This window comes from Patescibacteria group bacterium (genome assembly GCA_035529375.1).
In the GTDB taxonomy this organism is placed as follows: Bacteria; Patescibacteriota; Microgenomatia; order PFEM01; family JAHIFH01; genus DATKWU01.
In genome coordinates this window covers 1-13,165 of record DATKWU010000017.1, presented here as the reverse complement: position 1 = coordinate 13,165, position 13,165 = coordinate 1, and the positions used below count along the sequence as shown (strand labels likewise).

General features: G+C 41.4%; 10 protein-coding genes. All 10 read right to left on the bottom strand.

Going from position 1 to position 13,165, the window contains the following annotated elements; translation table 11 throughout:
- Positions 1–62: 62 nt before the first annotated feature.
- The 10 genes from VMY36_03610 to gatA all read right to left on the bottom strand — a co-directional run bounded on the left by VMY36_03610 (position 63) and on the right by gatA (position 13,148).
- Positions 63–857, bottom strand: coding sequence for a hypothetical protein (locus VMY36_03610; GenBank protein HUV42957.1), 795 nt, complete (start codon positions 855–857; stop codon positions 63–65).
- A 152-nt stretch (positions 858–1,009) separates the two neighbouring features.
- The gene (locus VMY36_03605) at positions 1,010–1,753 is read right to left on the bottom strand and encodes a 5-formyltetrahydrofolate cyclo-ligase (protein HUV42956.1); all 744 of its coding nucleotides are present in this window, start codon (positions 1,751–1,753) and stop codon (positions 1,010–1,012) included.
- A 271-nt stretch (positions 1,754–2,024) separates the two neighbouring features.
- The gene (locus VMY36_03600) at positions 2,025–2,555 is read right to left on the bottom strand and encodes a phosphoribosyltransferase family protein (protein ID HUV42955.1); all 531 of its coding nucleotides are present in this window, start codon (positions 2,553–2,555) and stop codon (positions 2,025–2,027) included.
- Between the two features lie 23 nt (positions 2,556–2,578).
- The gene (locus tag VMY36_03595; GenBank protein ID HUV42954.1) at positions 2,579–3,208 is read right to left on the bottom strand and encodes a phosphoribosyltransferase family protein; all 630 of its coding nucleotides are present in this window, start codon (positions 3,206–3,208) and stop codon (positions 2,579–2,581) included.
- A complete protein-coding gene (locus VMY36_03590) occupies positions 3,189–4,859 on the bottom strand; it encodes a CTP synthase (GenBank protein HUV42953.1) in 1,671 nt (556 codons plus the stop codon). The genes VMY36_03595 and VMY36_03590 overlap by 20 nt, the downstream gene beginning before the upstream one ends.
- Before the next feature lie 228 nt (positions 4,860–5,087).
- Entirely contained in the window at positions 5,088–8,564 is a 3,477-nt protein-coding gene (locus tag VMY36_03585) for a DNA polymerase III subunit alpha (protein HUV42952.1), read from the bottom strand.
- On the bottom strand, positions 8,557–9,204 hold the full coding sequence (locus VMY36_03580; GenBank protein ID HUV42951.1) for a diguanylate cyclase: 648 nt from the start codon (positions 9,202–9,204) through the stop codon (positions 8,557–8,559). Before VMY36_03580 ends, VMY36_03585 begins: the two co-directional genes overlap by 8 nt.
- 17 nt (positions 9,205–9,221) lie before the next feature.
- On the bottom strand, positions 9,222–10,526 hold the full coding sequence (gatB, locus tag VMY36_03575) for an Asp-tRNA(Asn)/Glu-tRNA(Gln) amidotransferase subunit GatB (protein ID HUV42950.1): 1,305 nt from the start codon (positions 10,524–10,526) through the stop codon (positions 9,222–9,224).
- Positions 10,510–11,769, bottom strand: a complete 1,260-nt coding sequence (locus VMY36_03570; protein ID HUV42949.1) for an MFS transporter — start codon at positions 11,767–11,769, stop codon at positions 10,510–10,512. Before VMY36_03570 ends, gatB begins: the two co-directional genes overlap by 17 nt.
- Complete coding sequence (gene gatA, locus VMY36_03565; GenBank protein HUV42948.1) at positions 11,766–13,148, bottom strand: Asp-tRNA(Asn)/Glu-tRNA(Gln) amidotransferase subunit GatA; 1,383 nt, start codon at positions 13,146–13,148, stop codon at positions 11,766–11,768. The genes VMY36_03570 and gatA overlap by 4 nt, the downstream gene beginning before the upstream one ends.
- Positions 13,149–13,165 lie beyond the last annotated feature (17 nt).

Below are 13,165 nucleotides of genomic sequence, written 5' to 3'. Positions count from 1 at the left end.
CGATTTGATTGATGGAGGCTGAACAATCCCGAGACTATCCAGCCTCCATGCTGTACCTTCGACTACCGAAGCGGCCGCCAGAGCATTCCCTTTCGCTCCAAAACATCCGCAAAGCTCCAGATCAAAGGAATGCCTAAGCTGCCAGCTACTATATCGCCGAGAGCCCAGCCGGGGAAAACGACAACCCAAGCACTGGCTCCCATTCCTCCAACTGTCTGCCAGGCGAAAGCGCCCAAGGCAGCACTCGCTATGCTGGAGACAATCACGGCGATGAGGGCCAGGACGATATAGCCATCAACTCGAAGGCCACCAAGCTGCTTGATAACCCACCACCACGGTAGAGTAAGCAAGAAGATGAGGGGATAGCCCCACGCCTTCAGGCCCATTGCGTCCAGGTATGGCCCCAGCTTGAAACCCACCACCACCGCGAAGACGATGGTGAGAGCGAAAACGATACCTGTGACAGCCACCCTTGACCAGTTGACTTCAGCCGTTGGTCTCCTCTCTCCTCCGACTACTTTGATAGCAAGGCCATTGGAATAGCCCTCCCATATATGAACCTTGTACTTGTAGCCGAACCAGAGAATGTAGAAGAGAAAGGTGTTCCCTAGGAAAGCCGGTATCGGGTTCTGGCCTATGTTGATGGCCAGTGGTGACCCAGCGAACATGCCACCCAAGAACGTCCCGACTGCCGCGGCCAACATGCCCCAGGGGCCGAAGAAAACGACCCCCGAGACCATCATGATCTGGGGCAACCAGAAGTAACCTGCCCCAAATGCACCTGGAATGCTCAGAAACGAACTGCTGAGTATTGCCAGGGGGATGATGATCGCCCCCCAAACAGCAGAGGCAACCATCAATCGAGTCTGCGATCTTGGTCTCGTATACACTTCAGCGCTTACCGCCATCATCCTCTCCTTTCATCTTTACCGAAGATCACTCCTTTTCACCTTGCTAAAAGGTGAACCCTTGTTTCCTTTTACGGCTAACAAGGGAAGCCAAACAGACCTTATGCTTCACCTCCTTTCTCTTGCATTGACTTCAACTCTTGAAGTGGCGGAATCGTCTGAAAGAGTTCAGGATTAAGTCTTTCCCAAATGACACCGCAGGTAGGTTTTTGAGGAGAAGAAACGCGAATTGTCTCCTTATTGGTCACGATGATGTCACAGACAGTATCATAGGGAGAACTGTTGATTGGCATATCTACCACTTGGCAGCTATGAACAAAGGCAACCACTGGTGTCTCAAGGTTCGCCGCACCAATAGCGTAGAACATAGCCCATTCCAAATCAAAGAAGCCATGTCCCTTCCCGAGACGTACACCCTCTCGATTAACAACACTAGCGCCGCTCACCATGAGGTCGACCGGACCTAGATCCTGGATCTCCTTCAAGGAGACATGCTGCCCTACCCCCTCCATTGCATCGAGAAGGGCTGCATATTCTTCTTTACCCGATGGTATTGTCTTTGGATCCAGATAGACAAAGCCCCGCTTTATCGAGTAAGTTGGAACGATAAGAGCCTTTCCCTCACTAAGAGCTATTGCTCTTAGTCTCTCAAGGCAGTTGTCTGGAGCAATAAAGATAAACTTTGCCTCCAGATACGAATGTTCAGATAGCAATCTTCCCAGAGCTCGTTCACTTCCTTGAAAATCGGGGATAAATTCCCCGAAGTTGAAATGGAATCTCGAGTCTGGGACAGCTACCTTCCGCAATGCCTCCCACACATCCCGTCTAATATCGTCGTATGACATCCTCACTCTCCTTTCTCAAGATTTAGTGATGACAAAATCTATTCACAATATGTTAAGGTGCAGGTTTCTCCACACCATCTTTTTCGAGCACTAAAAAAAGCACCGCTTATCTTGGTGCTTTCTGATGTAGGGAAAACTTGAAACTAAAATAGGATTGTTTCTCTAAGTAAAATAAAAAAACTAAAGCCGCTTTATTCATCTGTCCTTTCTTCACCCGGCTAAGGTGAATATTGTTCTGACGAATTCAGAGTATCAATCTGTGAAAATCGTGTCAAGTACCAAAAAGGGGCAGACTGCCAAGATGAAAAAAGGGGATTTCTATTTCTTCTTCTTTTTCGCCTTGTTTAAGAACTGCTACTGCAGCGACCACTTCGGCTTCAGCCATTCTCATTAAATCTCTAACCACTCTGATTGTTCTACCCGTGGAAACAACGTCATCAACAATAATCACTTTCTTACCTTTTAAAAGCTCAGCATCCGGACCATTAAGAACAAGATTAGGTTTAAATTTATTAGTGATTGGTTTAGTCATATAGCCCATGATATTTTTTCTAAGAATAATATAGCGGGGTTTTTTAAGTTTTTGAGAAAGAACTTGGAGTAAAGGAACAACTTTAACCTCAGGTCCGACTAAATAATCAAAATCAAATTTTTTAACTTCTTTAGACAAATCCTTTGCCACCGCCTCAACCAATTCACCATCACCTAAAAGATTAAAGGAAGCAATCTTTAATTTTGGTCCGAGGGAAACAATTGGTAGTTTTCTGGTCAAACCACAAATCTTAAGGGTATAGTAGTTCATTGAAACATTCTAACACAAAGAAGCTATGTCTGTCCTAGAATTATTTCCTGATTGGGACCAATTTCTTGGATTCTAATGACACCTAAAGTAGGAATCTTAAATCTTTCCTCAATTCTTCTTAAACCTCCCTGAAAGTCTTTACTCATCAAAACAGCTAAGCCCACTACTTCCGCTTCAGTTTGCTGATTTAAAGTTTGAATCACCTCACTGGCCGTTTGACCATAAGCACAAACATTATCAACTAGCAAAATCCTATCGTCTGTTTCAACCAGAGAAAATCTGATTGAGGAAACAACATTAAGAGCCAAAGTCCTTCTTTCTGCCGAAAGATTATCTAGCCAAGCCCGCGGTTTTTCCGTTTCTTTACAAGCAGGAACTAATCTTACACCAGGCATTGTAAGAGCTACGGCCGTGGCAAAAGGAAGACCTAAATTAGGAATGCCTAAAACCTTATTAACTCCCATTCCCTTAAACCTCAAATCAACCACTTGGGCAGCCGCTTCTAAAATTCTAGGATCTATCTTTCGATCTAAAGAGGGAGCAATAATCAAATTTTGGTCAGCCACCCAAGCTTCTTGAAGAAAAGTCTCTTTTAGACTATTAATGATTGCTTCTGCTTCTGGCGTCTGCCAATTAGGTTTCTCTGATATCATTATTTTTTACCTGCTCCTTTAAAGAAGTTTTAACAAGCTCAACAAAAAGAGGGTGAGGTTTGAGCAGGCTTGATTGATATTCGGGATGAAATTGGGTGCCAATGAAAAAAGGATGGTCAGGGATTTCGATAGCCTCAACTAATTTGCCGTCTGGTGAAACCCCGGAAATCCTCATACCCGCCTTTTCATATCTATCTCTATATTTGTTATTAAATTCATAGCGATGACGGTGTCTTTCAGAGATAATCCCTGAATTGCCATAGATTTTGGCTAGTCTCGTACCGGCCAAAACTCGACACTTCCAACCGCCTAATCTAATTGTTCCTCCATACTGTCTTTTGGCTAAATATTCTTTTTGGTCCGGCATAATATGAATGACCGGATAGGGGGTTTTGGGATCGGCCTCCATGGTATTGGCTTTTTTTAGATTAACAACGTTTCGGCCAAACTCAATCACCGCCATTTGCATCCCAAAACAAAGACCAAGATAGGGGGTTTTCTTTTCCCGAGCATATTGAATCGCCTTGATTTTGCCTTCGACTCCCCGACTGCCCCACCCTTGGGGGACAATCACTCCGTCCACTAAACTCATCTTATTCTCTAGATAACTTTTACCTAATTTTTCTATTTTTTCACTGTTAATCCAAATTATCTCTGGTTTAACATCACTAGCCCAGGCAGCGTGCTTAATCGCTTCAACCACGCTGACATAAGCATCGTCCAATTCAAAAGCACCGACTTGTTGATACTTGCTTACCATCCCAATTCTCACCTTTCTTTTATTATTCCTACTTATCTTTTTTATCTTCTTAACTATTTGCCGCCATTCTTTTAAATCTTTATTCTTTCTGGGTTTCATCTTGAATTTCCTAAGAATTTTTTCAGCGACTTTTTGTCTATCCAAGATTAGAGGTACTTCATAAATTGACTCTACATCTGGATTGGAAATAATATTCTCAACCGGAATGTTGCAGAACAAAGCCAGTCGTTCTTTTCGCCACTTATCCAAATCCTTACCAGCGCGACCAACTAAAAGATCTGGCTGGATACCAGTTTCGTTTAAAGTTCGGACTGAATTTTGGACTGGTTTGGATTTCATCTCGCCAATACTCGGTGGTGTGGGAAGATAACCGACATGAACATGGATAACTTCTTCCCCATCTCTAACTTTCATGATTCTATTAGCTTCAATAAACAGAATATTCTGGTATTCACCTACCGTGCCGCCAATTTCAATCAAAACAAAATCAGCCTTCATTTTCTTACCGGCTTCTTTAAAACGCCTGATCATTTCTTCAGGGATATGGGGAACGACTTCTACATCTTCACCCTCATACTCAAAAGCTCGTTCTTTCCGAATTACTTCCTGATAGACTTGGCCAGTGGTTACATAATTGGCCCGAGAAAGAGTTTCACCGAGAAAACGCTCATAATTACCCAGATCTTGGTCGCATTCAATTCCATCATTACAAACAAAAACCTCGCCATGTTCTTGAGGCCGAATCGTGCCAGCGTCAATATTGACATAGGCATCACACTTAATCGGCGCCACTCTAAAACCACGCGATTTAAGCAGAAGAGCGATTGAAGAGGTGGTAATCCCTTTACCTAAACCAGAGATAACGCCACCTGAAACAAAAATAAATTTCATCTTTTAATTTGAAAAAATAATTTCCTGCTCTTTTAAAATAGAATAAATTCGCCGCAATTAAGACACTTCAATGAACTCCGTTTTCTTCCTTTTTATCTTCGCAACAATTATCTAATTCTTTTCCACTCACCCTATTGTTCTGTAAAGTTCTCTGACAACAAAAAACCAGAGGTGCCTCTGGGTTTTCAGCTTAACAACTGTGAAAAATTTTGTCAAGTCTTAAAACTTTTAATCTTGGCTAACAATTTCTTTAACCTTCTCCTTAACTTTTTCAGTATAATCAACACCATAAGGCAAAATCATTCTTCGACTTCTACCTAGGTTGTCAACAAAGTAAAGAGCGATCTTGCTCTTGCCTTGGTTCTGTTTAAAAACTTTGTTTAACTCAACTAATTTCCTAGAGGAAATTCTGTTGGGGATTTCAATCTCAAAATCAAAAGGTTTTTCTTCGTCCTTTTCTTGACTTTCTTCTTCCAATAAAGAAGCTGATTCGACAATAAGGCTCTGACTGCCTTCACGAAGATCGGTCCTACCTCGAATCGAAACAATTCTGTCTTTGGCCCAAATCCCTTTAGTTTGACCATATATTTTAGGAAAAACGACGACTTCTAATTTGCCGCTCTCGTCCTCGATTTTAACAAAAGCCATCTCTCTTGAAGTCGCCTTAGTTAAAACAATCCTTAAATCAGTAATAATCCCGCCAATTTTGACTCGCTGGCCGGCCCCAATTTCCTGATTAATTTGTTGAAGCTGATGGGTTCTTTGCTGACGTAATTGGTTGAGAATAGGCGCTAAAGGATGTTCAGTTAGATAAAATCCAAGCAATTCTCTTTCTAAAGATAAAAGCTCTTGGCGAGTAAACTCTTCCATCTCTGGCAGCTGATCGGTTGGATTCAAACTTACTTTTCCCTCAACCTCCTGACCGTCAAAAAGATTTGTCTGACCATTAATCTTTTCTTTTTGGATTTTGGCTCCTTGAACCCTTACCTTATCTAAACCAGAGAGCATCGCCGCTCTTTTACCAAAACTGTCCATCGCTCCAGCTTTAATCAAGCTCTCTAAAACTTTCCGGTTGACCTTTTGGGTATCAACTCGCTGACAAAAATCAACTAAGGAATTGAATGATCCGCCAACTTCCCGAGACGGAATAATCACCTCGACGGCCGCTTCGCCAACGTTCTTGATAGCTGATAAACCAAACCTAATCGCTTTGCCGCCTGGCGATTGAGGATCATCCTCGATCGTAAAACCAACTTTAGATTTGTTAATGTCTGGCCGAAGGACTCTAATACCCATTCGCCGGGTTTCTTCAACGGCTTGGGTCACTTTTTCATCCTTATCTGGACCAGAAGAACGACCGGATTCAGCCGTCAGCAACGCCGCCATAAACTCCACCGGATAATGAGCCTTTAAATAAGCAGTTTGATAGGCAATCATGGCGTAGGAAGTAGAATGGGCTTTGTTGAAACCATAACCGGCAAATTTTTCAATCAGGGCAAAAATCTTCTCGGCCGTTTCTTTTTTATAGCCGTTTTTAATTGCCCCCTGAATAAATTTGTTCTTCTCTCTAGTCATCACCGCTTTTTTCTTTTTGCCAATGGCTAAACGCAACCGATCGGCTTCGGCCATGGTGTAACCGGCCATAATATTGGCAATCTGCATACACTGCTCCTGATAAACAGCAATTCCATAAGTCTCAGCTAGAATTGTTTTTAAATCAGGGTGGGGATAGCGAATTTTCTGGGGATCTTTTTTAGATTCAATAAATTCGTCAATCCACTGCATCGGCCCAGGTCGATAAAGAGCCACCATCGCGGCAATATCAGAAAATTTATTTGGTTTTAATTTTTTGGCCAAACGGCGCATGCCGGCACTTTCTAACTGGAAAATACCGGTCGTTTCGCCTGAGGCAATCATTTTCAAAGCTTCGCTATCTTCAATATTTATTTCTGATAAATCAACTTCTTCACCCCTGGTCTGCTTCAAATACTCCAGGGTTTTCTCTAAAGTGGTAAGATTTCTTAAACCTAAGAAGTCTATTTTCAGAAGGCCTAAAGCTTCACCTTCATTAACGGCCGCATTCAAATCCAAGTCATACATATCATATTGAGTGATAATGTTTTCACCTTTAGTTTCTTTTTGGAGAGGTACATATTCGATTAGTTCCTTATCACTAATGACAACGCCAGCGGCATGGGTCGAGGCGTGTCGGGAAACACCTTCAACTTTTTTGGCTAGATTAAGCAATTTTTTATATTTCTCCTGACGATACAAGCTCGCCAATTCGGGAATGGTTTTAATCGCTTCATCAATTTTCATTCCAACAGGGATTAATTTGGCAACCTTATCGGGTTCAGAATAAGGCATGCCTAAAACCCGACCAATATCTCGAACCGATTCTTTAGCCTTCATAACGTTGAAGGTAATAATCTGGGCCACTCGATCTTTGCCGTATTTATTGATAACGTAATCCAAAACTTCGTCTCTCCGATCATCAGCAAAATCCATATCAATATCCGGTGGTGTTGGCCTTTGAGGATTCATAAAACGTTCAAAGGGTATGTTATGTCTCAAAGGATCAATTGAAGTGATTCTTAAAATATAGGAAATAATTGAACCAGCGACTGAACCTCGGCCTGGGCCAACTCTAATACCTTGCTGCTTTGACCAGTTAACAAAGTCTTGGACGATCAGAAAATAGGTGGCAAAACCTTTTTTACAAATAATGTCGAGCTCGTACTCAACTCTCTCCTTAACTTCCTTTATTTCTTTAGGATAGCGATTAGCCATTCTTTCTTTAACCAAACTTCTTAAATGCTCTTCGGCGCTTTCCCCGGCCGGTAGAGGATAATTAGGCAAAATCCAGTTGCCAATCGGAATTTCTAAGTTACAAACCCGGGAAATCTTTCTCGTGTTCTCAATGGCATCCGGAACTTCTTTAAAAAGACGCATCATTTCTTCCTGAGACCGCAGATAGAAAGTTGGCGAGTTAATCATCGTTAATCGATTCTTATCGTTAATCATCCTCTGAGTCTGAACCGCCAAGAGAGCGTCTTGGGCCTCAGCATCATCCTTCTCAACATAATGAACGTCATTGGTGGCAATTAGGGGAATACCTAATTTCCGAGATAATTTGACCAGACCCTTATTAACCTTATCCTGAACTTTTTCCTTGTTGCTCATTAGTTCAAGATAAAAATTCTTATCAAAAATCTCTAAAAAATCTTTGGCTTTTTTCTTGGCTTCTTCTTCATTATCTTCCATTAGTAACTGGGGAATCTGACCTTGGAGACAGGCAGTACTGACAACTAAACCTTCGGCATGTTTCTTCAGCAGTTCCAAATCAATCCTGGGTCGATAATAAAAACCTTCTAGATGAGCTTTGGTGGTTAACTCAATTAAATTCTTATAACCCTTCTCGTTTTTGGCTAAAAGGAGGAGATGGAATTGATCAGAACCTAGTTTAGCTTGTTTATCAAAGCGAGATCGATTGGCCACATAAGCCTCCATGCCAATAATCGGCTTGATCCCAAAATCCCTGGCTTTCAGATAAAACTTGATCGCGCCATACATCACCCCATGGTCAGTTAGGGCAATTGAATCCATCCCCAACTCAATCGCCTTGAGAAGCAGTTCGTCTATCTTGCAAAGACCATCAAGCAAGGAATATTCAGTGTGAACATGGAGATGGGTAAACTTAGCCATTTCTTTCTTTCTTTTTCTTTCTCTCGGCTTGTCTTTCTCTTTGATCAGCTACTTTACAGAGAGCTGTAAAAAGATTTCCCTCTTCAGAGAGCTCACCTTCTTTATTGTCTAATTTTCCTATCTTTTCCTTGACTTCCGGCTCGTCTTCATGAGCAATACCAATCGTAAAAGTAAATCTCTTTTCACCTCCTGGTGTTTTAACATAAAAATTATCAAGTCGATGGACCAAAGAATCAGCTTTAGTCATATCACTAACGTCATCAAGAGGTACCAAAATACCCAATTCATCTCCATGGTACCTCATGGCAACTCCGTCTTGCTCCCCAGTCAATTCTAAAAGTCTTTTACCTAAGTCAGGAAAAAAAATTTCATCGACTTCTTCATGACTAGAAGCCTCATTCAAATCTTTAAGGCCATTAACATCTAGCCTTAAAAGACAAACTTTCTTTCCTTGACCATGAATCGTTTCAATTTTTCTTAAGATTGTTTGTCGCCCCTCATCTTCAGTTCGCAAAAGACCCGTATTTGAATCATAAGTTAATCGTTCTTTTAAACCAGCATTTTCTTCACGAAGAGCCTCGTTTTCTCTAACAATCGAGGCAATTTCTTCAGGAGAAAATTCTTTTCTTGGTTCTTCCATTATTAATCAATACGATATTACAACCGCTTCAACTTTTCAAGAAGGATTTTTCGGGTTTGGTTAGGGTTAGCTGCTCCCTTTGTTTCTCGCATCACCTGACCAAGCAAGGCTTCAACTGCCTGAGTTTTGCCTTTTTTGAAGTCAGCCACCACTTGTTTGTTTTTCTTGATGACGTCTTTAACAATCTTTCCTAATTGTTTATCAGAAATTTTAGAAATAGCTTTCTTCTCGACTAAAATCCGGACCAATTTAGCCGGAGGGGTTTTATCAACATCAACTCTTTTATTAATAATTATGTTTGCTGTTCCAATAGGATCAAGCCCCATTTCTTTGCCGAGATTAACTGCTTCTTCGAAATAATCAGATTGTGCTATCGACGCTGTCGAGATAGTTGCCTGATAATCAGACAATCCGTATTGTTCCATAAATCGTCTTTTTCTTGCCTCAGGTAATTCAGGAAGAAGTTTTTTAATTCTTTCAATCTCTGATTTTTTCCAGCGAATTGGTGGTAAATCTGGCTCGGGAAAGTAGCGATAATCTTGGGCTTCTTCTTTCCAACGCTGAGTATAGGTTTTTTGTTTGGCTTCGTTCCACCCTCGGGTCTCCTGAATCGGTTTTTCACCTTTTTTAATTAATTGAAGTTGTCTTTTGATCTCGTAATTAATGGCTTTTTCAACAAAACGAAAAGAATTCAAATTTTTAATCTCTACTTTATAATCTGGTAATTTATCTCCTTTTTTTCTGACGCTGATATTAACTTCTAATCTCATTGAGCCCTTTTCCATATCACAGTCAGAAATATCCAAATAGCGAAGAATTTGTTGGACTCGTTTAAGAAACTCTTTAGCTTCTTGGGCACTCTCTATGTCTGGTTCAGTCACAATCTCCATTAAAGGCACGCCAGAGCGATTAAAGTCAATTAAGGTCGAATCCTTAGTGTGGATAAGTTTGGCCGTATCTTCTTCAAGGTGAACTCTCTTGATCCCTATCCGCCCCATTTTGCCGTCAAGACAAAAAGGCAGATCATACTGACTAATTTGGTAACCTTTAGGCAAATCAGGGTAAAAGTAATTCTTTCGGTCAAACTTAGAAAACAAAGAAATTTGACAACCAAAAGCTAAACCAGCCATTATCGTCCATTCAATCGCTTGTTTATTAGCTACTGGTAAAGCTCCAGGTAAACCAAGACAGACTGGACAAGCATGAGTGTTGGGCTGATGACCAAAATAGTCAGCCGAACAATGACAAAACATCTTTGATTTTGTTTTTAGCTCAACATGGATTTCAAGACCAATGACCGCCTGGTTATTGTTTTGTTTCATTTTCTTTTCTGCGATTATAAATTTGTAAAACATATTTCTTCCTCAAACTAAGTAAACCAAGCGCAAAGACAACAGAACTGATAATAAAGACTATCCAGGTAACGCCGATGAGATCAACCAAAGCCGCGGTCACAAAAACAGGAATGGCTGCGGCCACGGTGACCAAAGAACCAATCACCCCAAAAACCCGGCCGCGAACATCAAAGGGCGTATTTTCCTGAATCAAAGTCTGGGCAGGAATGTTGACCATGATCGCCGCAAAACCCAAAACAGCCATAGTAATAAAAGCGGCTAAAGTCGCTAAGGGAATTCTAGGAACAACTAAAGCTAACGACATCAAGCCAAGTGAAGAGCCAAAAATCCCCAGAGAAATGAGAACTCTTTTGCCTAATTTTCTGATTGACCGTTCTATAAAAACGCTTCCTAGAATCGCCCCGAACCCGGCGGGTAAAATCAAAATCAAACCCGCATCACGAATGTCAATGCCAAGAACGTTTTGAGAATAGGAAGGAAAGAGAATCACCACTGTCGCTAAAAGAATTTGAGTAAGAACGTAGAGACCAATGGGAATCAGGACGCGGTGCTCGTTCTTAATAAAGTTATAGCCTTCTTTAATATCTTCAGCGATTTCACCAAAGCCCTTTTCTAAGTCCCATTTTCGTCTTGGCTTATCTTTGGGTAAAAGATAGGTGGCCAGAGTAGCAATGAAAAGGAAAATCGAAGCTAAAACAAAAGGACTGCGTTGACCCAGAATCTTGATGACTGGCCCTCCCATCGAATAACCAATCAAAAAAGCGCCGTGCATGGTGAAAAAGAAAAAACTATTGGCTGCCGGGAAATGTTCTTTTTTTACTAAGGCTGGTAAGATCGCAGCTTGAGAGGGGTTAAAAAATTCGTCGCAAAGAGAATAAAGCAAAACAATCGAATAGATGGGCCAGGCTTTAGAACCAACGCCAAGATAGAGAAGAACAATCAAAGCCTGAGAAAGATTGGTTAAAATTAAAATTTTTCTTTTACTCCAAAGGTCAATAAAAGCGCCGGTAAAAAGACCGAGAAAGAGTGAAGGGGCGACATAAAGAGCGAAAAGCAAACCAACCGCCACCGTGGAACCAGTGGCTTCATAGATTTTGACAATCAAGATGAAGTTCAACATATTGGCGGTCAGCTGAGAAAGACTCTGGGAAAGCCAAAGTTTCAAAAAGTCCTTATTCTTTAAAACCGCCAAGAAAGTCGTTTTTTTCATTCTACTTTTGGTTTTCTTTGATGCCAGTTAGTTGCCTGTTCATAGACATAACCAGCTTGAAAAAGTAATTCTTCTCTAAATTGAGGGCCTAAAATTTGGATGCCCACTGGCAATCCCTTAACAAAACCAGCCGGAATCGCCAAACCCGGTAAACCAGCTAAATTAGCCGTGACCGTCAAAACATCAGAGAGATACATCTTTAAAGGATCATTTACTTTTTCGCCTAGTTTAAAAGGAGGTGTCGGTGAAACTGGAGCGACAAGAACATCTGCTTTTTCAAAGGCTTTCTCAAAATCTTCTTTAATCAAGGTCCTCACCTGCATGGCTTTAAGATAATAGGCCTTATAATAACCAGTTGAAAGAGTAAATGTACCCAACATAATTCTTCGTTTAGCTTCGTCACTAAACCTATCTCTCGGAAAGCCATAGCGAATCCCGTCATAGCGGGCTAGATTCGAAGAAACCTCGGCTGGCTGAATAATGTAATAAACAGCGAGAGCATGTGAGGTATGAGGTAAAGAAACGGAAATCAATTTGGCCCCTAAACTTTCAAATTCTTTAAGAGCTTTTTCGGCTATTTTTTTGACTTCTTTATCCAAGCTACCTAGAAAATATTCTTTGGGGACGCCTACCTTTAGGCCTTTAATGCCTTTTTTAATATTCTTAAGATAGTTGGGCACGGGAATATCGGGTGTTGTTGCATCAAAAGAATCTTTGCCCGCGGTAATATCTAGCATTAAAGCGGAATCAATCACACTCCGGGTGAAGTGACCAATCGAATCAAGCGAGGAAGCCATGGCAATAATCCCATAACGCGAAACCCGGCCATAGGTCGGCTTGAGACCAACCAAATTACAAAAGGAGGCCGGCTGTCTAATTGAACCGCCGGTATCCGTCCCAGTGGCTGCCAAACACATGGCAGCCGCCAGAGCGGCACCCGAACCGCTACTCGAACCGCCGGGAACATATTTTAGATTCCAAGGGTTCTTGGTTGGTCCATAATCTGAATTTTCTCCTGAAGCACCATGGGCCCAGGCATCCATATTAGTCTTGCCTAAGATAATGGCACCAGCCTCTTTTAATCTTTTGACGGCCGTGGCATCGTAAACAGGAATATAATCATCTAAGACTTTAGCTCCCGCGGTGGTTCTGATTCCCCTAGTAGAATAAATATCTTTAATGCCAACCGGAATACCCCAAAGAGGTTTATCGCTCTTAAGCCTATCTGCTTCTCTTGCCTGTTCTAAAACTTCTTTTTCACAAACAGTAATAAAAGCGTTAATTTTTTTATCTAGTCTTTTTATTTGTTTTAAACAAGCTTTAGTCAATTCTTCTGAAGAAAATTTTTTCTTTTTTAAACCTTCTCGGGCTTCCTGGATAGTTAGCTGGTTTAACT